The 26,352-nt window shown below is 37.7% G+C and carries 22 protein-coding genes and 1 pseudogene; 7 read left to right on the forward strand and 16 right to left on the reverse strand.

Going from position 1 to position 26,352, the window contains the following annotated elements; translation table 11 throughout:
* Positions 1–118: 118 nt before the first annotated feature.
* Complete coding sequence (locus BIV60_RS08355) at positions 119–3,451, forward strand: trifunctional glycoside hydrolase family 18/polysaccharide deacetylase/glycosyltransferase family 2 protein (protein WP_071355295.1); 3,333 nt, start codon at positions 119–121, stop codon at positions 3,449–3,451.
* Positions 3,452–3,584: 133 nt separating this feature from the next.
* On the opposite strand, the gene BIV60_RS08360 is transcribed toward BIV60_RS08355, so the two are convergent.
* Positions 3,585–5,165 (reverse strand): bifunctional metallophosphatase/5'-nucleotidase, encoded by a 1,581-nt coding sequence (locus tag BIV60_RS08360; protein WP_071355262.1) that lies wholly within the window; start codon positions 5,163–5,165, stop codon positions 3,585–3,587.
* Positions 5,166–5,345: 180 nt separating this feature from the next.
* On the opposite strand from BIV60_RS08360, the gene BIV60_RS08365 reads away from it, so the two are divergent.
* The gene (locus BIV60_RS08365; RefSeq protein ID WP_071355263.1) at positions 5,346–5,528 is read left to right on the forward strand and encodes a YolD-like family protein; all 183 of its coding nucleotides are present in this window, start codon (positions 5,346–5,348) and stop codon (positions 5,526–5,528) included.
* 169 nt (positions 5,529–5,697) lie between these two features.
* Here BIV60_RS08365 and BIV60_RS08370 read toward each other — a convergent pair whose 3' ends face one another.
* The 12 genes from BIV60_RS08370 to BIV60_RS30880 form a co-directional block, all read right to left on the reverse strand.
* A complete protein-coding gene (locus tag BIV60_RS08370) occupies positions 5,698–6,138 on the reverse strand; it encodes an SRPBCC family protein (RefSeq protein WP_071355264.1) in 441 nt (146 codons plus the stop codon).
* Between the two features lie 33 nt (positions 6,139–6,171).
* Complete coding sequence (locus tag BIV60_RS08375) at positions 6,172–6,963, reverse strand: SRPBCC domain-containing protein (protein ID WP_071355265.1); 792 nt, start codon at positions 6,961–6,963, stop codon at positions 6,172–6,174.
* Positions 6,964–7,768: 805 nt separating this feature from the next.
* A complete protein-coding gene (locus tag BIV60_RS08380; protein WP_071355266.1) occupies positions 7,769–8,593 on the reverse strand; it encodes a DUF4405 domain-containing protein in 825 nt (274 codons plus the stop codon).
* A 225-nt stretch (positions 8,594–8,818) separates the two neighbouring features.
* Positions 8,819–9,454: an HlyD family secretion protein gene (locus tag BIV60_RS08385; protein WP_071355267.1), complete on the reverse strand. Its 636-nt coding sequence runs from the start codon at positions 9,452–9,454 to the stop codon at positions 8,819–8,821.
* Between the two features lie 97 nt (positions 9,455–9,551).
* Complete coding sequence (locus tag BIV60_RS08390) at positions 9,552–11,129, reverse strand: MFS transporter (RefSeq protein WP_071355268.1); 1,578 nt, start codon at positions 11,127–11,129, stop codon at positions 9,552–9,554.
* A 222-nt stretch (positions 11,130–11,351) separates the two neighbouring features.
* Positions 11,352–11,780, reverse strand: a complete 429-nt coding sequence (locus BIV60_RS08395; protein WP_071355269.1) for a MarR family winged helix-turn-helix transcriptional regulator — start codon at positions 11,778–11,780, stop codon at positions 11,352–11,354.
* A gap of 292 nt (positions 11,781–12,072) precedes the next feature.
* Positions 12,073–12,267, reverse strand: a complete 195-nt coding sequence (locus tag BIV60_RS08400) for an aspartyl-phosphate phosphatase Spo0E family protein (RefSeq protein WP_071355270.1) — start codon at positions 12,265–12,267, stop codon at positions 12,073–12,075.
* 242 nt (positions 12,268–12,509) lie between these two features.
* Complete coding sequence (locus tag BIV60_RS08405) at positions 12,510–14,090, reverse strand: SagB family peptide dehydrogenase (protein WP_071355271.1); 1,581 nt, start codon at positions 14,088–14,090, stop codon at positions 12,510–12,512.
* 21 nt (positions 14,091–14,111) lie between these two features.
* Positions 14,112–16,052: a TOMM precursor leader peptide-binding protein gene (locus tag BIV60_RS08410; RefSeq protein WP_071355272.1), complete on the reverse strand. Its 1,941-nt coding sequence runs from the start codon at positions 16,050–16,052 to the stop codon at positions 14,112–14,114.
* Positions 16,049–18,010 (reverse strand): putative thiazole-containing bacteriocin maturation protein, encoded by a 1,962-nt coding sequence (locus tag BIV60_RS08415; RefSeq protein WP_071355273.1) that lies wholly within the window; start codon positions 18,008–18,010, stop codon positions 16,049–16,051. Before BIV60_RS08415 ends, BIV60_RS08410 begins: the two co-directional genes overlap by 4 nt.
* 172 nt (positions 18,011–18,182) lie before the next feature.
* Positions 18,183–18,506, reverse strand: coding sequence for a heterocycloanthracin/sonorensin family bacteriocin (locus BIV60_RS30875; RefSeq protein WP_083402163.1), 324 nt, complete (start codon positions 18,504–18,506; stop codon positions 18,183–18,185).
* 486 nt (positions 18,507–18,992) lie between these two features.
* Positions 18,993–19,208, reverse strand: a complete 216-nt coding sequence (locus tag BIV60_RS30880; protein ID WP_083402164.1) for an SDR family oxidoreductase — start codon at positions 19,206–19,208, stop codon at positions 18,993–18,995.
* Between the two features lie 212 nt (positions 19,209–19,420).
* Here BIV60_RS30880 and BIV60_RS08425 point away from each other — a divergent pair, with 212 nt between their 5' ends.
* Both BIV60_RS08425 and BIV60_RS08430 read left to right on the forward strand, forming a co-directional pair.
* Positions 19,421–20,338 carry an EamA family transporter gene (locus BIV60_RS08425; RefSeq protein ID WP_071355275.1) on the forward strand — a complete coding sequence of 306 codons (918 nt, stop codon included), beginning with the start codon at positions 19,421–19,423 and terminating at the stop codon, positions 20,336–20,338.
* A gap of 237 nt (positions 20,339–20,575) precedes the next feature.
* Entirely contained in the window at positions 20,576–20,884 is a 309-nt protein-coding gene (locus tag BIV60_RS08430; RefSeq protein ID WP_256218347.1) for a hypothetical protein, read from the forward strand.
* Between the two features lie 165 nt (positions 20,885–21,049).
* Here BIV60_RS08430 and BIV60_RS30885 read toward each other — a convergent pair.
* Both BIV60_RS30885 and BIV60_RS08440 read right to left on the reverse strand, forming a co-directional pair.
* Positions 21,050–21,157: pseudogene (locus tag BIV60_RS30885) on the reverse strand (DinB family protein); the annotation flags it as partial.
* Positions 21,158–21,721: 564 nt separating this feature from the next.
* Entirely contained in the window at positions 21,722–22,867 is a 1,146-nt protein-coding gene (locus BIV60_RS08440; RefSeq protein WP_071355278.1) for a LuxR C-terminal-related transcriptional regulator, read from the reverse strand.
* Positions 22,868–23,040: 173 nt separating this feature from the next.
* Here BIV60_RS08440 and BIV60_RS08445 point away from each other — a divergent pair, with 173 nt between their 5' ends.
* The 3 genes from BIV60_RS08445 (at position 23,041) to BIV60_RS08455 (ending at position 25,203) form a co-directional block, all read left to right on the forward strand.
* Positions 23,041–23,796: an SDR family NAD(P)-dependent oxidoreductase gene (locus BIV60_RS08445; protein WP_071355279.1), complete on the forward strand. Its 756-nt coding sequence runs from the start codon at positions 23,041–23,043 to the stop codon at positions 23,794–23,796.
* Positions 23,797–23,868: 72 nt separating this feature from the next.
* Positions 23,869–24,612 (forward strand): SDR family NAD(P)-dependent oxidoreductase, encoded by a 744-nt coding sequence (locus tag BIV60_RS08450; RefSeq protein WP_071355280.1) that lies wholly within the window; start codon positions 23,869–23,871, stop codon positions 24,610–24,612.
* Between the two features lie 234 nt (positions 24,613–24,846).
* On the forward strand, positions 24,847–25,203 hold the full coding sequence (locus tag BIV60_RS08455) for a TetR/AcrR family transcriptional regulator (RefSeq protein WP_256218348.1): 357 nt from the start codon (positions 24,847–24,849) through the stop codon (positions 25,201–25,203).
* A gap of 138 nt (positions 25,204–25,341) precedes the next feature.
* On the opposite strand, the gene BIV60_RS08460 is transcribed toward BIV60_RS08455, so the two are convergent.
* Complete coding sequence (locus BIV60_RS08460; RefSeq protein WP_371261515.1) at positions 25,342–26,013, reverse strand: DUF975 family protein; 672 nt, start codon at positions 26,011–26,013, stop codon at positions 25,342–25,344.
* Between the last annotated feature and the right edge of the window lie 339 nt (positions 26,014–26,352).

Below are 26,352 nucleotides of genomic sequence, written 5' to 3' on the forward strand. Positions count from 1 at the left end.
GCTATCCTCTACCCTAAAAACGGAAATACAGGTTTCCCAATCGATTTCAACTGGAATCTTGGGAGGCTTGGTTGGTCTTGTCTGCTACTTTTTCTTCCATTGGTTTTACAATTTAGGGATGAAAAAAAGTGAACGAGATCATGAGCATGTTTTTCTTGATCCGGCGAAAAGACGCTGGTCAATTATTGTCCGGATGACAACAGGCTTCAGTATATTTATTCTTTTGGTATCGAAGATTTTCATTGACAGCCTTTATAATGATCCAATTTTTCCTAAACTTCAATTGAATGAAAGCGCAGAAACGAGCAGGATTGTATCAATAAATCAACCCTTAAATAAAAAACATCTTGCCGACCAGTTTCAAAAAACGAACCCTTCCCCGCTTATTCAACAGACCAATGTCCAAAGGAATCAAATGACAGGTAAACAAGAAGTATATGGTTTTTACGTAAATTGGGATGAAAACAGCAAAACTTCTTTTAAAAAACATATCGGCTCAATTACAACCTTAATTCCAGAGTGGCTGCAGCTTAAACCTAATCTTACCTTGAAAGCCAGCACTGATTCGTCAATAACAGCTGAGTTAAAAAAACATCAGGTAAAAATACTGCCATTAGTGAATAATTTTATTCATAATAAATGGGATGGAGGAGCCCTTCACCGATTATTTACCACTCCCGGTGCTGAAGATCGTTTTATTCAACAAATGCTTACGTACGTGAGAACCAATCACTTTGATGGGATCAATATTGACTTTGAAGAGATCCAGCCGAAAGACAAAGCGAATTTAACAAATTTTATCGATAAAGTATCAAAAGCCTTTCATCAGCACGGACTGATGGTCACAATGGATGTACCGCCAATGAACACGAATTTTGACTATTCTTCCTTGGCGGCAGTTGTTGACCGAATGCTGGTCATGCTCTATGATCAGCACAACTCAACGAGTAAACCTGGACCCGTTGCTCCAACGGACTGGGCAAAGGCAAGTTTAAATCATCTAAATCATGTAATCCCATCTGAAAAATTAATTGTCAGTTTGGGAAGCTTCGGTTACGACTGGGAAGAAAACACAAAATGGCCCGCGGAGACACTTACCTTCGGAGACGTCATGGAGCTCGGAATGGGGACGAATCTGCAAATCCATTGGAATAAGCAAGCAGGAAACCCCTATTTCCGTTACAAAATAGAAGAAAAAAACCATATTGTTTGGTTTTTAGATGGAGCTACCTTTTATAACCAAATGAAAGCTGCGATGGCTTCCGGGTCAAAAGGAATCGCTGTTTGGCGCCTTGGCTCTGAGGATCCTGCAATCTGGAAATATATGAATCAGCCAAAGGTCATGGACCATCCATCTAATGCATTGAAAACCTTAGTCAGTCCTGAACCTGTTCATTATACCGGTGATGGAGAGATTTTAAAAATTGCGTCACCCTCAGAAAATGGAAATAGAACAATTCAAACCGATTCACAGGGTTGGATACAAAATGAAACCTATACAAAATTACCAAAGCCGTTCGAAGTGGTTCGTTTTGGTAATGTGGAAGGAAAGAAAGTTGTACTTACCTTTGATGATGGACCTGACCCAAAATACACGACACAAATATTAGACATTTTAGACAAAAATCATATAAAGGCAGCCTTCTTTATCGTTGGGCAAAATGCATTGCAATACCCTGAACTGGTTAAAAGGATGTATCATGAAGGCCATGAAATTGGCAACCATACCTTTACCCATCCGAATGTTGCTTCCACGTCACCAACACAAACTAAAATGGAACTAAATGCAAACCAACGGCTTTTTCAGGAAATTACGGGTCATTCCATGAATCTATTCCGTCCGCCCTATGTGGCCGATGCAGAACCGAGTACAAAGAACGAGCTATTGCCGATATTAAGGGCGCAGGGAATGGGTTATACCATGGTTGGTGAAGCCATTGACTCTGAAGATTGGCAAAAACCTTCTAGTAAAGAGATCGTTAAGCGAGTAGTAGAACAACTGCCGAATGGAAATATTATCCTGATGCACGATGCCGGTGGTGACCGCTCCCACACCGTAAAGGCTTTGCCGATCCTTATTAAAGAATTGAAAAAGCGTGGCTACACCTTTACCACCATTGCTCAGCTAATCGGTAAAGATAATCAGGAATTTATGCCACCTGCCGATGCGGACCGGCCATATTTTGTCTATGACAAAGCGGTATTTACGCTTGCGCAAGTTTGGCATTTTTGGTTAAGTATACTTTTCTATTCTGCGATAGTTTTAGGAATTTTACGACTTATCCTCTTCATCTTCCTTTCTAGGAAACAAGTAAAAAGGTATAAAAAAACGGAGATTGACCCTAGTTTTACCCCTTTTGTCAGTGTTGTGATTGCTGCCTATAACGAGGAAAAAGTTATTTCCAAAACGATTGATTCGATTTTATCCAGTGATTACACTAAATTTGAGGTGCTAGTGATCGACGATGGTTCAAAGGATGACACAGCAGATTTTGTTGAAAAAACCTATGTGGACCATTCTCAAGTACGATTAATTAAAAAAGCGAATGGCGGAAAATCTTCTGCTGTGAATCTTGGCTTTAAAGAAGCAATTGGAGAAATCGTGGTTGCACTTGATGCGGATACAGTTATTGCGGAAAATGCAATTTCCCTGCTAGTAAATCATTTTAAAAATGAAAAAGTAGCGGCCGTTTCAGGCAATGTAAAAGTCGGGAATAAAGGTAACCTCTTGACAAACTGGCAGCATATCGAATATGTGACCGGCTTTAACCTGGAGAGAAGAGCCTTTGCTACGCTCAATTGCATTACCGTTGTGCCAGGTGCAATCGGTGCATGGAGAAAGAGCGACGTAGAAGAAGCTGGATATTTTCAGGAGGATACACTTGCAGAAGATACCGATATCACCCTTACCCTTTTACGCCAAGGGAAAAAGATTGAATTTGAAGAAAAAGCTTATGCCTTTACCGAAGTACCGGAGGATCTTAAAAGCCTGGCAAAGCAGCGTTACCGTTGGGTTTATGGTACTCTGCAATGCTTATGGAAACATCGGGGGGCTTTATTCAATAAAAAACATCCTTCATTAGGATATATCGGCCTGCCAAACATGTGGCTTTTCCAATATCTTTATCAAACGATATCGCCAATTGCGGATCTCTTATTCATTATCGCTCTATTTGGCGATCACCCGGGAAGAGCAGCGATTGTATTTACCCTATTTTACTTACTGGATTTCACTACATGTGTTTACGCATTCCGATTGGAGAAAGAAAACCCTAAACCGCTAGCTTCCTTATTTCTGCAGAGAATTTTGTACAAGCAGATCATGACGTATGTCGTAATCAAATCAATCTTCTCGGCATTAAGGGGAGTAGCAGTTGGTTGGAATAAATTGAAACGAAATGGGAATGTCACCCAGGAATCAAATATCGCAAACGTAGAAGAAAATATGTAAATTTCATTACTGTACAGGTCCTTCCCGTTTGGGGAGGACCTTTTTTTGGAAAAAATAAAAATGCGGAAATTGAACTATATTTGCTTTGATTACCAATTTAAATTAAACCTGTTTTCATAAATTTTGGGGAACATTACTTATGGTAAGGATACTTCTGTTTTAGATAGTGTAAAAATGCAGTAACAACTTGTGGACCAGATTCTACGAGTTTACCTTGTTCAAATGCAGTAAATTCATCACCTCCAGAAGCTAAATAATTACTTACCGCTACTTCATATTCCTTGTTAGGCTGAAGAAATTGTCCCTTCCTATCTTTCAGTACAGTAATACGGCTGCCAATTGGAGAATTGGGATCCCAACGATACGATAAACCAACAGTTTGCAGCATATCATTTTCCTGATCTTTCCTCCACTGCTGCTCTAAAGCTAGTTTAATTTGGCTTCCTGTTAAAGTTACTTTACAGACACGATGGCCAAAGGGCATAGTTCTATAAAGCTGTTCTAAAGTGTACCTCCCTTTCTTTAAACTTTCCCGCATTTCGCCTTGATGGACAAAGGCGATATCAACTCCCATGGCCTTCCGCTCTGATTCTGCAATCATTTTCGCTAACGGAGATTCACCGTTTATATCTTGCTTCCGGGTTATATCTTCAGGAATTTCTCCTTGGATATTATTAAAACGGTTCCCTATTTTTTCTTTATATTTATTAATAAGGGATAAGGTTTCTTGATCCGGCTTAATATTTTCATGTGAAGTGACAATAATCATTGCTTCTTTCTTAACAATGTCTTTCGAATTTCGGTCAATTTTAAGGTTTACTTGAGAAAAAGCTTTTCCATAAGAATAAGATTGAACAATTAGTTTACCATCAACAATGGTATTGGCATAATCATGGCTATGGCCTGCAAAAATAACGTCTACCTCATCATCGATTTTTGATGCCATCTCCATTAAAGCGTCTTGGGGATTTGCACCTGTCCGATCAGATTTAGCTGAAACATGTGCCAGTACAACAATGGCTTTTATCCCTTGTTCCTTTAAAAGCTTCACCGTTCGATTTATCGCTGTAACTTCATCCGTAATCACAACTTCTTTTCGGTTTTCCGGGATTACATAAAGATTCGTCTCAGTTGTGACCACACCAATAAAACCAATATTGATACCGTCAATTTGCTTAATTACATAAGGGTGAAGGAAAGGAGTCCCAGTTTTATTATCGATGATATTTGCAGAAATGTAGGAAGCATTTGCACCTTGAAAATAACCTGTTTTTTCATGGAATCCTCCATAAATAAGGCGTTTCATTTCTTTTACGCCTCGGTCTAATTCATGATTTCCGGGTGTCCCAATATCAAAGTGCAGCAGGTTTAGGAATTCGATTGTGGGTTCGTCATAAAATTGAGAAGAGATTGGTGGGCTTCCTCCAACCATATCACCTGCATGAACTAGTAGTGTATTGGGGTTTTTTTGTTTATATTTTTTTAAATAGGCAGCCAGGTATTCGGCTCCACCTGCCTTAGTCCCTGAAACACTTTGATAAGTGGTGAGTTGGCCATGAAAATCATTAACACCTAACAATTGGACTTGAATGTAACGGTTGGATGTGGAATGACTCATTGTGGAATGATTGGATGAAAATGGGGTGAGTTCATAAGCGCAAAAAATGGTAAGTACCAAGATGAACAAAGAAGACATGATCTGAAATTTTATCAACTTCCGATCCCTCCCTCTAGATGTAAATTTAGGATAACTTTGGAATTTTAAATCCATTTAAAGGGAGTGTAAAGTTTTTGTTGCAATTTATTTATTATATTTTTACTTTTAATCCATACAATCTTAATGAACTATTTCTATAATGGAATTGTATAAAATGAAAATACGAGGAGGATAATGATGTATTTGAAAAAACTCACTGCAAAAAAACCGGTTACGATTGATTATGATGAAAATGGTGCCTTACAAACAGTGGAAGGGCGTGTATATCGGCTTAATTTATTTGAACAAATACTTTCTCTAAAGGATAAAAAAGAAAAGCTTTTCACGATTCATTTATCTTGTATTAGACGTATTTATTAATTCCTATTCGCTCTCTTCTTCTTCTCAACCGATTCTTTTTTATCCTTCAGCTACTTATTGCCTCTCTGTTTTATATCTTAAAATTTTTCCTTTTCATAACGTGTTTATTTTGGGCACGAATTATTAAAACATCCATAAATAAAAAACCCCATTTTGGGGTTTTTTATGGTTATCCGCTACTTTCCAGGATTTCTTTTATTTTTTTCAGGTCTTTATTGTTTGCTTTTTTCATCATCAAGCCCATGAACGGTGTAAACCATTTTGAAAATCCTGTGGGATTCCCTCTATTTCGAAGCGTCATTCTCGTTCCATTGTTCTCATTTGATTCCCAAGTGTATGTCGTTTCCATTGGAAAAGGACCGTCTGCAGTTTTCATGATAAGCTTTTGTTCTGCAATATAGTCAACCACTTCATAAACATAGGCAAGTTCTCGACCCAAAAATTGCGCCTTGTAAGCGATTTTTGAACCAATCGTTAACGGTGTTGGAGTTTGCCATTTTACTGATTTGATATTGGCATACCATTCTGGAGCATGGTCAGGATTAGCAGCATACTCCGCTACATTTTTAATAGGCGAGCGAATCGTTATTTCTGTTAAGACATCTACCATATCTTAAGTCCTTTCCTCTATTCAACCATTATTTTAAAGTTTATTTTTTTCTACATAATTTTTCAGCAAGGTGCCAAGCAGATATTTCCAGCCTTCGGTGTGTTCCTGTTCCCAGTTTTCGCGGATAATCCCAGACGCATGATGGGAAAGCTGAAGCAGTGTTCCCCCATCCTTTTCTATGAGACGGTACGTATAAGAACTATTTACTGCTCCCTGCATTCCTAAATGACCATTTAGACGGATTTCTTCCGGCGCATTCACAAAGTATACTTTCCCCCATACGGCTCCTTGATTGTCTCCCCATTTTTCAATAAATTGTCCTCCTGGGGATGGATCGAATGTAAACTGAGATGGCACCCCTTTTGGCGCCAAACGAAATTCCCACCAATCGCTAGACTGTTCTGTTAAAGCTTTAAAAACTTGTTCCCTTGGTGCATCGATGAAAACCTCCTGCTCGATTCGAAAAACCTTGCTTTGTTCTTGCTCAGTCATAGTCAAATTTCCTCCTCTTTTTTCAGCTAGCGACCGTAAATTTAGTAGTGAATTGGCAGCTGATTGCATGTATTTTGCTATCCACCGGTTATGCAACTCCTGAAGTGGAACGGCATTAAGAAAATTAAGCCGATATTTCCCTTCACGCCGTACCAATACTAAATTTCCTTCTTCAAGGATGTCCAAATGTTTCATAATTGCATACCTTGTGACTTCAGGAAAATACTCGTTTAGTTTACCAGTGGTTTTCGGTGTTTCCTTCAGAATATCGAGAATCCTTCTGCGGATTGGATGGCCTAAAGCTTTAAATAATGTGGAAAGTTCGTCTTCCATTCCAACTATCCTTTCTAAAAAGGTATATCGAATTTCATCTCATGTGAATAAATAGTCACATGTTATATGTGACCTTATGGTAACATGTACTTTAAATACGGTCAAGTAAGCAAGTATAAACTTATTATTCTATTTCAACTTCATATTTAACCCTCATTGTGTTTTACTCCTAATAACAAAAGGAAATTAGGAACCTTCAGCTTGAACAGCCCCCCAATAACTGCGACTACAAGATCTGTTTTGTCCAACCAAATTTTATAGACTGCTTATCGAATCTAATCTCACCGGAATTTTGTCCAAAAAATCAGAACGCCCGATCATTCCGATGGGGCGTTCTGATTTTTTAGATGAATTTTTCAATCAATCTATTATTTTTTCTTATTATTGTTATTGCTATTGTTTTTTGATTTATTGTTGTTTTTGTTGCTGCTATTGTTATTTTTATTACTATTTTTATTTTTGTTGTTATTTGAGCTTTTTCCCAACATAATCACCCTTTCAGTTTTTATATAGATTATTCACATCCGGCTAATTTCTCTAAAGAAAGGTGGAAAAAGGGCGAAAATAAATCGCCTTTTTTGTCTTAAAAACTCATTTGAAAACCTTATTAGATAAAACACAATAATCGAATACCGATTTCTTATTGAAAAAAGAAAAAATTACCCTTAGACTTTGATTAAATAACAAAAAACGCATTGGAATCCATTTATAAATTCCAATGCGTTTTTACTTGTTTGCATCCAATACTTAATCCGTTAGCGTGTAGCATGGATATTTTGATCGTTCATCAAACCTTTTGAATAAGTTATGATGATACCTTAGGTTGAAGTTCACTTGATTTTCGTTTGTTCCTTCGTTTTCGCTTATCCAGATAATAAGTAGGAATAATGATGGCTGTCCAAATGGCAAAATAATTTAAGACTACAAGAAATGGATTGCTGCTGCCACCATGTCCATCTTTTCCATGGAATTTTCCTTCCCGAAAATCTTTGTTCGGCGGACCTTGAAATGTATTAGTTGAATTTCCCTTATTAACCGATGGTGCCCCGCTACTTTGTTGCATTTCTATTGGATTGAAATAACCTTTGCTTGGGGAAGCTGCGGAAGCAAACCATTGAATTCCGCCTGCCAAAATGGCAAGTGACAGAACAACGGAAGCGATAACACCCTTTTTAAATTTTCCTTCCTTCGATTTGAATGCTTTCTTACAGATACTCAAAATCCATTGCCAATGTACCCCAATATGAAGTCCTACTAACGCAAGTGTTGCATCTGCAGAGAAACTGTGGATCCCGCGAATGGAGTGTCCCCCCTGGATAGCAAGGCTTGGTAAAACTACCCTAGAAATTAGAATACCAGTGACAATAACGGTAGCCATCGAAATTAAGAGCAGTATGTTTAACAGATAACTAAAGAATGTTTTTTTAGGTAGGTTTGGATCAAAAATCTTTTTCGTTGTATTAATTACCCAGCAAAAGTTTAATCCGATGTGGGCAAGAATGGCAACACCAATAACAAGACCAGCTATTTCATGAAACGGTAAACCGTTTAATACTCGCGGATTCATTAGCAACACAAACGTGATAGCCATCATCAAATCAAGAATAATTTTAGTATAATTCTTTTTCATATTTATTCCCCCATTTAATATCTTATCTGTTTCACATATTAAAGTGGGAACCTTAAGAAAAACTTAAGTACGAATAATAGATTTTTATCATTCATTACTCTTTTAACCATAAAAAACAATCAAGTTGACAAAAAATAAATTAGAGCACTCTCCTCAATAAATTAGGGCTGCCCTGGATGGGCAGCCCTAATTTGAAATTGGATGTATTATTAACAGATCATTCAATTAAATAGAAATTTTGACCTCTGCATTCATTCCTGGTAATACTTTCTTTGATGGATTTTGAATAGAAATTTTAACCGGAACTTTTTGAGTTACTTTTGTATAGCTGCCGTTTGAGTTTTGTGAAGGAAGAGCAGAAAATACCGAATTCGTAGCATAGCCAATGGAATCAATTTTTCCGCTAAATAATGTACCAGAATCTCCGTCTACCGTAATATCAACACTATCGCCCACTTCAATATCTTTTAAGTCCGTTTCGTCAATGTTAGCCGTAACATACAAATGATCCATATCAGCTGTTTGGGCTAAAGCCTGGCCAGCCTGTACCATTTGATTCTTTTTTGCTTCGTTTTTGATGATGGTTCCTTTCTCCATGCTATCTACGGGAAGACCCTGTCTTCCATTTGAAATTTTGCCCAATTCTTCATGGTTAGAAATAACATTACCTTCTTTTCCATCCCAATTGGTTAATAAACCGGAAGCTGGTGCTACAACTTGATTGATATCTGCCGAAACGACTGCATCATCTGTTTTAACATAATTCTTACTTTCGTAAAAAAAGTATGCACCTGCGGCAATTAATGCCAAAACCACAATCATCCCAACTATATTAATGAAGATTAATCGACCTTTACTCATTAGCGAATTTCTCCTTTATTCAATTTATTTAAATACCACTCAATGCTGAGGTCTTGAAAGCTTTTGTCTCTTTTGGTGCTGGCAAAAGCAGCCGGGTCTATTTCTGAACAAGGGACCTTCCCTTTCCCGTCACTGTTTTTCCGATGGAACCAATTAGCATGATGATGCTGAGGACAAGTAAAATCGTAAACAAATCGTGATAGGCCCCTAATACTGCAGACTTTTTAGAATTTGCAACTAGTTCATAAGCAGCCGAATTTTTAGCATCCGTGATAGATAAATGCTTCCCAATAATAGAGTGAATTAATTTTGTCATTTCCCATTTAAATTCAGTACTATTTGAATCTAGCTGCCCTCTTATATCTTCATAATTTTGGGCATTTTGTCTGATTAAAAACCAGCCGATTATAGGTGAAATAATAGCACCTATAAAATTTCGGATAGTGTGCAGGGTCACAGATCTCATCGAAGCCTTATGAATATCACCAGCCAGTGCAGTTCCAAGAGCACCTGAAACAAGAGTCATACTGACTCCGGCACCAAGACAAGCAACCTGAAAATATAAAACTGATAAAGAAGTTTCAGGCCCAATGACTCTCCACCTGATACTAACAAACAAAACAACCAGCGAACCGAGAATTCCAAGGATCCCGGCACCCAATTTATCATACAATAGGGTTTTAAATACGGCAGTGAACACAATTCCTACAAAGAACCAAAAATAAAAATGGCTTAAATATACAAATGGAAGGTTCATATTATTTCGTAAAAATCCATTGATTCCGGCTAACGCAACAATAAGCGAAACATGTGATGCAACTGCCATAATCGTGCCCGAAATTGGTTTTGCTGCCTTTAATGTCCGAAACGGAACGAGTGGATTCGTTGCTTTTAAGTCTACATAAATAAACAAAATGAACAAAATTAGACCTACAAGAAGAAATGGCCAAACATACAAAGATGTAAATCCTTTTTCCGATAAGTTACATAGTGGAAAAGCGAGTACAATCATTAAAAGGCTGTATAAAAATACTCCAGTTTTATCCACAGGACTATGATCATGTACATGATCCTCATTGTGAGGTAAACCCCAAAAACCAATGATTAAACAGAAGAATGAAGCGATGATGTTTAAAATAAATAACCACCGCCATGCATCAGCTATTAATGAAATCGAACCGAATAAAGCCCCAATGGCACTTGCTCCAAACAATCCCGTAATAACCATAAATAAAAAGGTATTACGGATGGCATTGGGGAAGGATCTTAGGCTAACCGGCAAAATGGTTAAAAATAGTATGCCTGCACTAAAGCCTTGAATGGTTCTTCCCACAATTAGAATGACTAATTCAGGAGATAGGGCAGAAATAATGGAGCCGCATAAAAAAATAAATATAAACAATAAATAATTTCTTCTTAGTCCAAGTTTCCTCGTAAGTACAGGACCAAATGGGACGCCAAGGGCAAAAGCTAAATTTGATAATGTAGATGGAAGCAGTAAGTGATTCGATCCAAGTTCCAACCCATTTTGAATAATCCCTTGGTTAAGAATGTAAGACAGATTTGAAAAATACTGTGAACCAATTGCAAGTATCGTCAAGATGGAGATGATCAAGTATTGCGGAACAGCAACCTTTTCGGATTCTGAAGCTGTCGTATTAACCTGCTGACTCATCCATTGTCCTCCTTTCATAATGAAAAAATTCGGTATAAATTCGGTGAAAAAGTTGTTTTATACCTCAAGTATAAATATTGTATAGTACAAGTTGTAAATAACAAGTTGTATTATACAATATTGTTTTTTTTAAATCAATAAGATTTTTTTACAAAAAAAAGACCGTGACAGTTTGTCACAAGCCTCTTGTCGCGTATCTTCTTATTTTTTATAGTAAAAAAATTATTTTTTTCGTTGTTTAAAGTCTTTATTTAATCGGATTAGGTTATTTTCTAATTGCTGTAATTCCGGCATCGTCCAGTTTTGAAGTATTTCTGAATAAAATTTATAACGACCTTTTTGAACTGTATCAAGGATCTCCTGCCCTTTATTTGTAATCTCTATAAGGCTAATTCTTCCATTATCTGGATCAGGAAAACGCTTAATATATTCTTTCGATTCTAAAGTACCAACTTGCCTGCTCGCAGTTGATATGTTTAGCAGTAATTTATCCGCAATAGCATTAATGGCCATGGGTCCATTTTCATTCAGTTCACTCATAATAAGGTACTCGGAACGATCCAATTTACCTAATTTAGGACTATAAGCGGTTATAAGCCGGACCAGCAAGGCTATTTCATATTCAATCGTTTGGAGTGAGTCTGGATTCACAAAGTACTTCCCCCTTATAAAGCAACTGTTCTACTAATTGTAAACAAATTGATTTTATTATAACAAGTATATCATAGGAAAAATTATTTAAGAAAAACATTAGAAGTATAATCTCTTTTTCTAGGGGTTTTAATTTTAAAAGATGTTTCGGAGTTAAACATGATCGAGAACCAGTTTGTAGGATCCTCTCTTTATTCTTAGGGATAGGAATACCCCATTATTAATTTAGGATTGAAAAAAAAGAACTGTAGCCTATACGTAAAGATTTATATATAGTTTCTTGGAGAAATATTTAAAAATCATGGTACTGATCCATAGGATTGGTGATTTTTGTTTCAATTAATAAATCATCATACACGTTCAGTAGCCTATCGAGTTCTTGGCTACATTTGATTGTTTCATGACACGATAATCCTTTATCCATTCCTAACTTTATCATTTCTTCTCTTTTCTGACTTATAGCCTTTTCCAAATCTGCTAGGTTCATTATGGACTCACACCTCGAAAACTTATTATAACTGTGTATATCTGTTAATCTTATGAGACACTTGGACACAAACAACATTATAACATTATCCGACCTAAGATAAATTGATTCGATAAAACAAGATAAAAAAAGACAAAAAAAGACGTTATCCGTAAAATAAAGGTTAAAGAAAAAAAGCGGCTTATTTAGCCACTCTTGTGATGTTTTAATTGCTAGTTACACATGGATTATTTATCTTCTTCCTAGCTAAGCAAAGTCCCTTTTAACCAGGTACGGGGACGGTAAGGACCTACAGGGATTTGAATTAAACTAGTTTTTCCTTTCGGATTAATTCTGTAAAGTTCATCAGATTGGTTCGTATTGAATCCTAGCAGTGGATGGCCCCCCATCCCTAAGGCACAAGAAACTAAGAGCAGTCGTTGCACGAGAATGCCTGCTTCCATTTGTTGAATGCGATAACCTCGATACCCTAATTTCTCTTTGAGGTAATTTTTGTCTCCGACGACATGAAGGCAGAGCGGCACTTGAAAGAGATTTACATTGGGCATTGTTAATCCATATTGTAAATACTCCCGATAATCTCCATGAGTTATTCTGCAAAGTCCATGAACGTTTTTGTCATAGGAGTAAACACCATTTGGAACACCCTCCACATTATAAAAAAAGCCGTTCAATGATAAACGATTCTCAGAATTCTCAATTGTCTCGGCAAGGTCATTCTGATATAAAAAGGAAAATATCTCAGATAACAAAGTGGATATTGTTCTTTGACTGACATTCCCCATCATAAAATCAAGATCAGGAGAATGTCTCTCTCTGCATACAGAAGCAAGATCGTACGAAAATGGCTCTGTAAATGGCAACATGATGAACTCCGTACCAAAGGACTTTTTAACCCGATTATCTTTTTTAATCTTCACAAATGACTGTGTAGTTTCAAGCATCGATGCTTCATTCATCTCTTTCAACATTGGGTAATCAATGACTTTCTTTGAACGGTTATAAGTTTTATGCTTCAATAACGGCACTTCCTGTGACAATTCAACGGCAGAAAAATTTTCTTCTAGATCAGAGTTGTCATCACAATAGATTGATGGATGAATAGATAATGGGATCACCGCATAGACACTTTCTTCCTGTTCGGTTAGTCCAAGTAAATGATTAATTGACCGATCAAGAAATTGATAGCATACTCGCGAAGAAAAACCCATCCGATCGGCAACTTCTAATGCTTGCCCTATGACCACACCGGCATCCAACCCTTGGAGCCTGTAGGAAAAGTTATTATATTTATAGAAGTTTTTCAAAAAAACCGTTGATACAAAAACAGTACAGAAACAATCAGAAACATCATAATTTCCAAGACTTCTGGACAAGTAGGAATCGTAATTTCCTTCTCGAAGCAATAGGAGGCGGTGATGGGCCACATCGTAATGGTAAATTCCCTGTGGTACGCCCTCCAGCTTTACATACACATATAATTCATTCGGATACAATGCCCCTCCTGAGGGAACAAATCTGCGTAATAACTGGGCATAGCTAATGAAAGCTTTTTCCTGAGTGTCCTGGGTGAAAGCGGATTGCGCGTAATGGGTTAGGCCGTATACATACCATAAGAAAGACCCAAGCTCCTCTAGTCCAGGATCTGCCTGAGCTTCCCGCCTCTCGAGAGTTAACGGAACATCTCCGGATAGTGGAATCTCTGGCAAGCCGCGGTACAGTTTATAGGGAAGTGGTGCGTCCTCCCAATCCACTTCCCAATCAGGAGGAACAACTTTTTCTGGATCAAAGTGAAGATGTTGCAGAAATGTTTCAAGCTTCACTCTTACACCTCCTACTTTTCATTATGGGAATGGGTGAGGATAAGGATTGAGCTGTTCATACGACAACGGCTGTTTGGTATATCCAAGCTTCATTGGTACTTGGAGGACCCTTTCCAGCCCTTCGACACGGGTAAGGTGATGACCGAATGTCATTGGCAGCATACCAGGAATCAATACTTTTACACAGTATAAACCGTTCCGTTTGGTGATCGGTGTCGTTTGGTCCACAACAATGACCTCGAGGTCCAACTCACGGAACCTCTGAAGAATATCCTGAAGATCATCCTTCAAATCGGTATGCGCCGGAGGCTGTTTAAATTCCTCTGCAAACGTTCGTAATGGTCGCTGATTATCCAATAAAAAGCTTAGCCGTTCCTCTGCTTCCCGCAGACCATATAGGAGGCCATGGTCCTCCATGGTACGGACGGCATATGGATCTTTTAGCATTTCTTCATATTTCTGCCGGTTTTTCTCCAATATTTCGTCATGCCTAACCATCATACCAGCGAGCTCGTAAATCGCGCTTTTTACTGCTCTAACCGGATCAAGATTAGCACCTGCTGCACAAATGAGGTTCACACCCTTGGATTTTCTGTTTTTTGCCACCGCCCAAACGCTGGGAATTTCATTTTCCATTGTCGAATTGTAAAAATATAGGTCATATTCCGCCACCTCACGTATACGGTCAACCATTAGCTCTAATTCCTGATCGTTAGCAGAACGAAGATCAAGACGCTGAAGTGGCAGCTGTGCATACCAGGTTAACAAGAAGGAATCGCGCTCGACAACCTCCATAATGCCATGGAATATGGCTTCCTCCAGGCTTCCTCCTAATGCACACCCGTTGGAGGTTTCATATACAATGCCCTCCCCACTTCCCAAACTGTAATAAGCGAGTAACTCTGGAACCAGTATGGGACGTTCTTGCATGAACGAATAGCCCCAGACCCAATTCATTGGCTGATCCGGATGAAACGCTTTAAACGGAAAATCAGGCTTGGCATATTGTTTCTGTTCATGCAAGCCTACTCTTGCCGGATTTAAGGCGATATGTTGTAAATGATGGTAACTCTCACGAACTTTCTTCCTTTTTCCTTGAGGCTCGATTCCGCAATATCGCTCCAATCCCTCCAAAATGGCCGTTAGCTCACTCATTTCATAAGAAATAGTACGGCCAGCTACTCCCTCGTCCGCTCCAAATAACGGCATGTTAATCAAAACATCTGCAAAGGGGAGCCTGAAATCCTCTATTTTTCCATTCATGATTCCAGTACGATAATCCAGATAGTCTTCGACCAGCACTGTTTTCAATTCATCCATCGAACGGCAGCGATATCCGTCACCATTAAATTTAGGACTAGACTCTAACGTAATTTGAGCTAATTTCGCTGTGTCTTCAGGTAATGGACTGCAAATCGGACATAATGGATCAGGCAAGAAAAAATGACGGGAGTTCGTTAACGTTTTCAGATTGGTGATGAACATCCTTTCCTCTACGCTCGAGGATTCTCCTTGAAGGACTTTCTGCACTTCGTTACAAATGAAGGTGGCCATTTGTGATAGTCCCGTTCGTGAACACCATGAATCTCGCGTGAAACCTGCTTCCGCTGTCAATCTCGCCTGAACCTCCGCCATTTCAAGGCGGTCGGGTCCGGCTAGCAAGCGCCGTTTGTCAGCACAGTGAGAACATCCTGGCGAGTCGTGCCGTACGAAAGGACCAATGATTCCCTCCCCGAACGAAACGAAACCTCGAAGCCAAGGGATACCGGCGGTCCTGAATCTCTCATCCGCTTTCCGATGTTTGGAAGGATGCCAGGCATCGTCGAGCACCAGAGCTAATTCTATTTCTTCGGGAATCTCTTCTGAAATGCTTTGACGACTTACCAGACAGTTGGAGGACAATTGATCACAGACATATTCTGCTAATAAACCGGATCCGTCAATGAGGACCTGTGCAGTCATTTGGAATCCCCCTCTCGTACCTGCACACCATATACCCCTGCCAGCCCTTGCTTTAAAAACGGCTCAATCGACAGATCATAGACGAATAGCTGTTTGCTGTATCGATTCAAGACCTGAATGGCAGATTGTAAAAGCTCCAATTGTGTCATTTCCATACAAGAAGGGATTTCGAGTTTGGAATCCTTTTTTTCCAGATAAATCATCGACTCCTTCTCGTGCCTCTCTACGGAATTATTCTGGTTTTGAGCATCCAAAATGGCTTGCTGCAATGTATTTCGCAATGCCAAGGTTGTATTTAAGCCTGCCCCTGTGTACCAACAGCCATTTGACCTTACCCATACCACAGGGAAGCCATGTACATCTTCTTTTAAACCTATAGCCGGTGAACCGCTCATGGTAGTCAAAGCATTTAAATAAAATTGACATATGTTATCTTCAATGGCCCCCAATGGCACACCAAAAACCGTATTCAATTGATCCCCCGTTCTATTTTTCAATTCTTCATCCAGATTGGCTTGCAGCCCCCTGCAAACAGCTTCTGCGATGGTTTCCCCTGTACCGATACCAATAAATCCCTCTGGAAAATTCGTACCAACTTGATTTGTCTGGTTTTTGAAACCATAAACAGGTGAATTGATCATTTTTGAAACATACATTTCAATACCCATCAATCCGGCATTTCGTCTGGCTTCATCATGTGTCAGGCCCGAACAGATAACTTCCTTAAGCAGTTCTGCCGGTCCTTCCGACACGGGGTCAACAGCCTGAACATAGCACTGAGAAAGAGGAAGCTGCGGCAAATTTCGTTCCTCCCAGATATGGAAAATACCGATTTCTTCTGAAGTTAAACGACTGAAATAATTCAAAAGCAAATCCTTTTCATTCCTGTCTGATTCTTGTTCCAGTCTAACATCAAGATCTTCAACGAGTTTTGGTGTATCACTTTTAGATGTTAGGGTGGGATGTGTGATGAATGAAAGCCAGTCACCTTCCATCGTTTCAAGATTGAGCAGATAAATTTGATTATCTTGATTTGAATCTGCGATTCCTGTAGCCTTTTTGAAAAATTCGAATGCAGACACATTTGCCAAAATTGCTCCTGATGTGGAAGAAAAAGACTGTGGTTCCACATCGGTTTCCAAGAGTGATTGATGAATTCTGCGCCATGCAGATTCGAAGCATCCCTCTGATTCTGGATGAGTTAATGGACCAGAGAGCCCCACTTTTTCTAAACATATCGCAGGGAGAAATGCCTTCTTTTCTTCTTGGCAAACTTGATTTAGATGCCTTAATTCATTTAAATCCCCATCCTGAGAGACATACAGAATCCAATCATAGGGCTGAATGGCTTGTTTCCAAAAATTTTTCCCCGCCCCTTTACGATAGGGTACTTCCTCGATCTCCACATCGGAATCAATTTTCCTCGCATTCTGCATCAACTCATTGAGCCGCAGCCTATTGGTTGGAACTGTATCTGTTACCACAACATTTAATTTGGGCAGCCCCGATTCCAATAAGGCAGAAACCAACGAGATCAGGAAGGGGCCTGCACCGACAGTCAGAACCTTAGCCTGACGATATTCTTGAAAATGATAGGCACCTGATTCCACAAAATTCTCGATGAATTCAATTTGAGAAGCATACTTTTCAAGAACTTGGCGATTTAATTGATGTGGAAGATCTTTGCTTACATCACGAACAAACCCATTTTTATACAACGTTTCTGCAATCTCATATACCCTGTCGCGGTACGGTCCCGATAATCCTTCCGTTAAAGCTCCCAATGTTTGTTCCCCATTAAACATCGGCAGCAGTTTTTCAATCCACTGATAGATGGTTTGGCCTTCCATTCGGAATGAGCTTACGTTATTTCTAAAATATACACCACCCTTTGGGTCAGGGAGAAAAAAAGTGTCCCTTTTAGCCTTCAAACGTGAGGACGAGGTAAGATTTGTCATTCAGATCCTCCTTATTCCTAATCATTACTACTTGCGCACTATAAGTTTATGTACGATTTATTGTCCAATATGATAAATGTAGTAAAGAAGTGCCCCTGCGGCACATGTACATGCAGGGGCACTTTGTTTCACAAAACAATATTTTCCAACTGATTTCCACAATTCAAAACTATTAAATAAAACCGAGACCGATGCCAAAACAGCTAAAACCGAAACAACCAAAACCAAATCCAACGCAACCAAAGCCTCCACAGCCACCACAGCCGCCACAGCCGCCACAACCGAAGCAGCCTCCACAACGAAAGCCAAAGCCACCACATCGACCAAAGCCTCCGCATCGACCAAAGCCTCCACAGCGACCAAAGCCACCACATCGACCAAAGCCTCCACAGCGAAATACGCGCTCATCGTAGGTCTGTAAATTCATTGGAACTAACTCACCAACATGATAAGGATCGATTCCCAACCCTTGCAGATCATTATGAAAATTCTGCATTTTTTCCTCCCCTTTGTTTTTAAATGATCAGATAAATCATTACCTGTCTTGAGAGCTGCATAGGCATTTTTATATAAATAAAATCATCTTAAAAACTGTACTCTCATCAACAAATTATGTATTCATTAGGTGGTTGTTACTGTTTTAAGAGCCTATTTCACGTCGAAGGCCAATGGGATGTTAAGTTGTGTAATGACGTTTAAATGTAATACAAAGAATAAGCTCCTAATTTCATTTATACTGTGATATTGGAATAGAATAGAAAAGAATAAGAACAATACGGATATTCATACAAAAGATAATTTAACACATAAAAAAAGCCTCCACCCAAAATGGATGAGAGCCTTTTAAACGTTGATAAATAACGCTTTGAGGAACTGAAGAGCAGGATGAGCACCATTTAGACCATATTTCATACGGTCTTTTATTTAACTATTTAATAAATATAGTAAAGGTAAAATGGTTTATTTTGCAATATCATTTAAGTTATATAGTCAGACCACCGTCTACCGAAATGATAGAGCCGGTAATATAACTTGCTTGAGGAGAAGCCAAGAACGCAACTACATTTGCAATCTCCTCTGCGTCGGCCATATGTCCAATTGTCGGGTAATGAATTTTTGGTACATTACCGGTTTCTTGAATGGTTTTCATTATGTAAAAATAGCCATAAAAAAACTTGGTGCAAATAATCGTACACATGCAGTGATCGAACTATTTCGAAAAGGAATGATTTGTTAGTTCATCCATTAGGTTGACAAATATCCTTTTTGATTTTATAGTCAATAACGTAAATGAATAATAAAATTCTTTTTGAATGTGGATTTTTCTAGAGATTACTCTATTTTCGCCACACAGCTGTCATTGGACAGTTGTGTGGCTTTTTTATTTTTTTCCTGAAAGGAGCTAAAAGGATGAGATCTTGGAAGTATGTCTCGCTTGTATTCTTGGGTGGATGTTGTTATGGGGTATTATCTACTTTTGTAAAGCTTGCTTATTCTGCCGGATTCTCTGTTACAGAAGTAACAGGTGGACAATATTTATTTGGTACATTACTAATCTGGTTTGCTGTGTTATTTACAAAAAAGCAAAAGTTAACACCTAAACAAATCATAAAACTACTCATATCCGGAATACCGCTGGGTTTAACAGGTGTCTTTTATTATCAATCCTTACAAACACTGCATGCTTCATTGGCAATTATATTTTTGTTCCAATTTGTTTGGATTGGTACTCTCTTTGAGTGGGTATTTTTTAAGAAGAAACCTACAAATGGTAAGGTTGCATCGCTTGTATTCCTGATTTTAGGATCTATTCTTGCAGCCGGTTCCACTGCGAATGGAGTGGAACATTTCTCGTGGCATGGTGCTGTATGGGGTGCGCTTTCAGCTTTATCGTATACATCTTTTATCTTTCTCAGCAGCACAATCGAAAAAAATACTCCGCCAGTCCTAAAAAGCGCGCTACTTGCTACGGGTGGTTTAATCGTTGTTCTGTTCATCTTTCCTCCCTATTATTTATTTGATTTATCTGTCTTAATGGGAGTTGCACCCTATGGACTGATTCTTGGTATATTCGGCGTAGCTTTACCACCCTTGTTATTTTCAATTGGCATGCCGTTTATTGGACCAGGACTGGGGACCATTTTAACAGCCTCAGAGCTCCCGGTGGCAGTAACTCTATCATCGTTAGTTTTGGGTGAAAAAGTAAGTCTGTTTCAATGGCTGGGTGTTGGTTTAATATTATGCGGTATTGTAATGGGAAATGGGAAAACTTCAAAAAAAAGAATGAAATCAATGCCAATTGAGGATTTATCTGCCCCTATAAAATAAGGGGGTGTCTTTGAAAGCAAAACGATAGAGGCAACCCTTATGCATTTATCGAAGGATAACATGGTTTTTTGATATTACAATCTTTTTACTTTCAACAAAGGTCAGCTCCCAAATGAGCTAGCTTTTTTGTTCGCTTTTTTTATCAATTATTATTAAAACACGATTTTGTGACTACCAGTTAAGAATCTACTCTAATGGACATAATATGTAATAAGCATGTCCTTAGGAGGGATTAAGATGGGGAATATTGCAAATCTTTGTTGGGATGGTCTTACTCTAAAATACGTATTTGATAAAAAAATTGTTATTCCATATTTATTGTTTGTGATTACCGCATTTTTATTAGAATTGTTTTTAACGATATTGTTTAGCATTTCATCCTTTATTTTCTTTTATTATGGTTATACTCCCAACTTTGTTTATTATGTATGTTGTGTAATTTTGGCTTTTTTATTAATATTTACGGTTTCAATCTTATTAAAGACAATTAGGAGACTCAAAAATTTAGTCAATAAGTGCCCTCTTGAACCTCGCCCTCCTTCGTAAGCAACAGCACAATTCTTGCAACGGAATTGCGCCCGATTCTTGAATATCATTTTTGTTAATGTAATATAAAAACGGATACAGTGCTCAAACTGTGTTAAGAAATGAAATACATTCTGATCGTACAAAAAAACCGGCAGACGCCGGCTTTTTTGTATCATGAAAATATCAGTTCTTTTGAGTATTCATTGCTTGCCATTCTTCTTTGCTAGGACCATAAACGCCAGGAACTTTCAAGTCATCTTGTCTCATTCGGACAGTCAATTGTCCACGATGATCATACTTCAGAATTGATCGATTGTTGAAGATCATTACCATTGGGTCCGCAGTGATGCCGGCAAAATAAATACAGTATTAGGGTATTTAATCCGTTAAAAGATTTCTTTTATGAAAGTAAAATTCTTAAGAAGTTCACTTTCATTGATTGATATGCTATACGTTAAATCTTCCGTTCTCAATACAAACTCTTTAACCCCTATAAATTCTGATTCAATAATCAAGTAAAACTGTTCTCCTTTTTTATATCCATGAAACTGCCTTTTTAGTCTATATATCTTCATTCAATAACCTCTTGTGATGAAATAAAATGATTATTTGTTTGTGCTATTCTTTAATTAAGCCTAACAACCTTTTTTAATATTATTTTGTTTTATCTCTTCATCAGTAGCAGAAATAGCAGTTGTTCCTTTGTTTACCAGATGACTACAATTGTTATCTCTGACGTGGTTTTACCTATCACTATTCACTTCCCTAAATAATACCATAAAAAGGATTGATATTATTTTTCGGAACAAAGGAGACTATCCCCTTCATAGTTAGAGATCGACCCTTCGCAACGAATTAATTTAATAACCCCAATCGAAAAGCAGAAGCAACAACTTGTGTCCGATTTTTCGCTTTTAGCTTCGTCATTAAACTGCTCACATAATCTCTTACTGTGTGTTCACTTAAGAACAATGATTCACCTATTTTTTTATTGTCATATCCTTCTGAAAGCAAATCCAGAATGGTAAGTTCTCTTTCTGTTAAATGAATTTCTAATGTTTTTTTTCTTTCTTCTCCCTTTCTGGATAAATACATTCCGATCCGTTTACCCACTTGCTCGAGTAAATCCAGTTCATTTTTCGAAGAATCAAATTCTTCTCCAACCTGATCAAACGTAAGCCATCCAAACAATTGTTCCTGATGGATTATGGGGACAAAAATTATGGAGGATAGATTAAATAATTTTATATGCTCCTCTTTTACAAAATTTCTCGGATCTTTTAAATAGATTGGTCTTTTTGAACTAAAGACCGTCCTCTCCTCTGTTATCTGTCCTTTCATACTTTGTACTTTTGCAAGCTCAGCTCCTATCACTCCATAGAATTGATTCGACCATGGGATATAGGCGTAAAATACACAACGTTTATAGTGAAAATACTCTTCACATTTTTTTAAAATAAAGGCTAAATCCTGAACACCTGAGGAGCGAATCAGAAGTTGATTTAATTTGTCTAACTTTTGTAGTCTTCTAAGTTCCATATTTTCAGGAAGATGTTTCTGCGTATCAATGGCGTGTTTTTCTTCATCTACCCACTTGCTATAACTATGGATAAGGTATGTAAAAATGGATAGCAAAAACATGTATACAGGTATGATTCGATTATATTTTATTTGAATCATTAGCGTTAACAAAGATTTTTCAAAAATTAATTGAAATAGATATAAACTTTTCTTATTTATGATCGATAACTGAGATTGCAGCCAGGTGTCCAAAGAGCTGTGATAATTCTCATTGATCCCTTCAATATTAGCTGGAGACGTTAAGAGTTGAAAAAATGAATGCAGCATTCCGCCGATGATTTTACGATCTGGTTCGCAAATGGCCTGATCTAAATTAAGATAGATATTTATGTTTGTTTCAACTTGTTTACTGTGGGTTTTAATGAATAATGCGAATTGCTGAAACGTTATTTCTTCATAAAGATGCAACGGTTGAGTCATATGAAATTCTTCCCCTTCATTCAAATACCCCTATAAATGGACGTATTCCCTTCTATTAGTATACAGCATCTTGTAGGATAGTATTTCAAAATCAAAGTAGTAAGATTGAAATGTAGCAAGTTAGTAAATAATTTATCCGTATGAAAAAAATGACTGAAAGGTATGTGATAGTAATGAGACTTGATAATAAGGTAGCAATCATAACCGGTGGAGGTACTGGAATCGGTAAAGAAACAGCCCTATTATTTGCCAAAGAAGGAGCAAAAGTAGTAATTACTGATATAAACCAAGAATCAGGTATACAAACCGTAAAAGACATTCAAACAAACGGAGGAGAAGCCCTTTTCGTCCATCATGATGTCAGCAATGAGGAAGACTGGAAAAAGGTTGCAGAGGAAACTATAAATACCTTTGGCAAAGTAGATGTTCTTTTTAACAATGCTGGTATTTATATCATAAAACCTGTTGCAGAGATTGAATTGGAAGAATGGAATCGCCTCATGGCTATTAATGTGACTGGCGTATTCCTAGGAATGAAACATATCATGCCATTGATGGCAAAACAAAATAAAGGTTCAGTCATAAACGCTTCCTCGATAGCTGGTTTGGCGGGAGCTCCAGGTCATGTTCTATATGGTGCAAGTAAAGGAGCAGTACGGATTATGACGAAGGATGCAGCGATGGAATATGCTTCTGCCCAAGTTAGAGTAAATTCGATCCATCCTGGATACATTGATACAGGTATGGCAGACTATGCTTCTGAAGTTTCTGGAGATACAAAAGAGGAATTAGGTAAAAATTTATTCCCATTAGGACATTTAGGATCTGTAAAAGATGTCGCCAACACCGTACTATTTCTTGCTTCTGATGAATCAGCTTTCTCGACAGGTGCAGAATTTGTGATTGACGGTGGTGCAACAGCAAGATAGAAAGAACAAAATTTGAGCAAGATAAAATGGTCAATTAGTTTGAATTCATTAATGGAATGGAGAGTAGTTATGATGAAATTAAAAGATAAAGTTGCGATTGTAACAGGCGGAGCAAGTGGAATTGGTGAAGCGACTGTTCGCCTTTTTGCTGAAGAAGGAGCAAAAGTGGTCATTGCTGACTTTTCAGAACGAGGAAAAGATGTATCTGTAGAATTGAATACAAATGGATTTGATACGTTATTTATTAAAACAGATGTAACAAAAGAAGAAGATATTAAACAGATGATCAATGAAACAGTGAATCATTACGGTAAGCTAGATATTATGTATGCAAATGCTGGAGTTGCGGATGATGCACCAGCACATGAATTATCCTATGAAAAATGGAAACGAACCATTGATATTAACTTATCAGGAGTATTCCTTTCTGATAAATATTCAATTGAACAGTTTCTTAAACAAGGAACAGGCGGTGTGATAGTTAACGCTGGTTCAATCCATAGTTTTGTTGCCTTACCAAATCCAACTGCCTACTCATCTGCAAAAGGGGGCGTCAAGCTTTTAACTCAAAACTTATGTACGGCTTATGCAAAAGATGGTATTCGTATTAATGCGGTTTGCCCTGGTTATATTGAAACTCCATTACTCTCAAGTGTTGATCCACAAACGAAAGATTATTTAGCTTCCCTTCATCCACAAGGAAGACTTGGAAAACCAGAAGAAATCGCAAAAGCAGTTCTATTTTTAGCAAGTGATGATGCAAGCTTTGTAAATGGTACCACCCTTCTTGTTGATGGAGGCTATACTGCACATTAATTTTATGGATTTCAGAAACATAGACATTAGGAATTTCTATTTTATAATAACCAGCTGCAGATGCAGCTGGTTTTTTTATGCTATAAGAATTTATAAATTGCTTGAACTTAAAGGTTGAACTTTTCATTTATTCTTTGTTAAAATCACTTTACTGAACGATCAGTGCAGTATTTTGGCTGGTTGGGGTGAAACAAGATGGATTAAAAAAAAGAACCTTCACCAACAGCAGCCGAGATTATTCAAGAAGAAGGCATTCAAAAACTAACAATGGATTATCTTGCAAAAAAATCTGGCATTACTAAAGGCGGCGTGCTATATCACTTTGAAAGCAAAGGAACCTTGCTTCTAAAGATGAATGAAATGGTCATACAAGAATTTGAAGAAAAAATAGAGCGTCATAAGTCCAATCTAACTGGCCCCTATCTATTTACCCGGGCATACGCACTGGCAACGGCCGATTATTTAAACGAACCTGAAATCGCACTGCTTCCTGCTGTTTTCATCTCTTCTTATGAAGACAAGAAAAGCAAAGAGCTGTGGGAAGCCGTTTCCAATTTTTGTATTGCTATTTGTGTGCCATCCTCATTGTAAAAAAAGTGGTCAATCTGAAACAAAAATATGAAAGGAGTTCTTTATTTTTTGACTAATTCAAAAGATTGTTGGATTTTTTCCATAAATAAAAAAGAATGACTTTTCAGCCACTCTTAGATGCTATTATATGATGGATGCTTAATATTCTATATCTTTATCCTGAATATCAATTATTTCATTATAAAACGCGGCCAATGCTGTCGATACGTATGGAACCAACCACAAGAACCCTATTCCTAATGTAAATAAGCAAAGAATTCCCCAACCAATAAAACTTAGGCCAAGCAAGAAATACTTCCACTTGTACCCATTCATTCTTCTTCTGCTCTCCGTTATGGCCTCAAGCACGGAATATTCGGGATGATCACGTAATAAGAAATAGGTTTGAGAGTAAGCTATACTTTTAATGATTCCAGGTATTAACAATAATAGTGACCATAAAAACACAAAAATCCCTTGTAAAATAGACACTCCAATCATTTTAAATGATGTTTTTCCATTCTTATAGATTGAAAATGCATATGAAATTTCCGGATTGTTTCCCCTTACAATCGCTAAATAAAACCAATATACACCAATCGTAAAAGGGATGAGCGCAATTGAAATAATGGTACTTACAATATTTGCCCCTGCTGGTGTGTTTTCCTGATTAATCCATTCAGCAGGACCTCCGCTCATAATCATTTCAATAACTGTAGGTAATAAAAGATTAAGTAGGAACACGATGAACGTTAGTAAAACACCTAATCCCCATTTTCCTTTTAAAGATAATTTTGCCTGTCTTTTAATTTCTGAGATGCTCAAATTCAATTTTCTGTACTCCTTTTCTGTTATAATTCATCCATTTTAAAAATAAATCTCAAAAAAACATTTAAATTATTAATCTATCTAACTCCCCCTTGCATTCATATATTTTTAACATACAATCAAGAAGTACACAACCTCCAATTTTGTATTTTCTTACAATGTATGTCAGCTTTTTAGGATTATTCCTTATTCTCTTTTGCTAAGGCTCTTTTCGTAAACCTTGTTGCTTTTGGACCTTAATAAGGGTCAAATACTTAAGTTTCTAGGCAATTTTCGCAAATGTTCTTACGAAAAGATGCCACGAATCATTTAGGTTGATGAACTTATACGAAAAACAACAAT

Origin of the sequence: Bacillus sp. MUM 116 (assembly GCF_001866655.1) — a bacterium.
GTDB lineage: Bacteria > Bacillota > Bacilli > Bacillales > Cytobacillaceae > Neobacillus.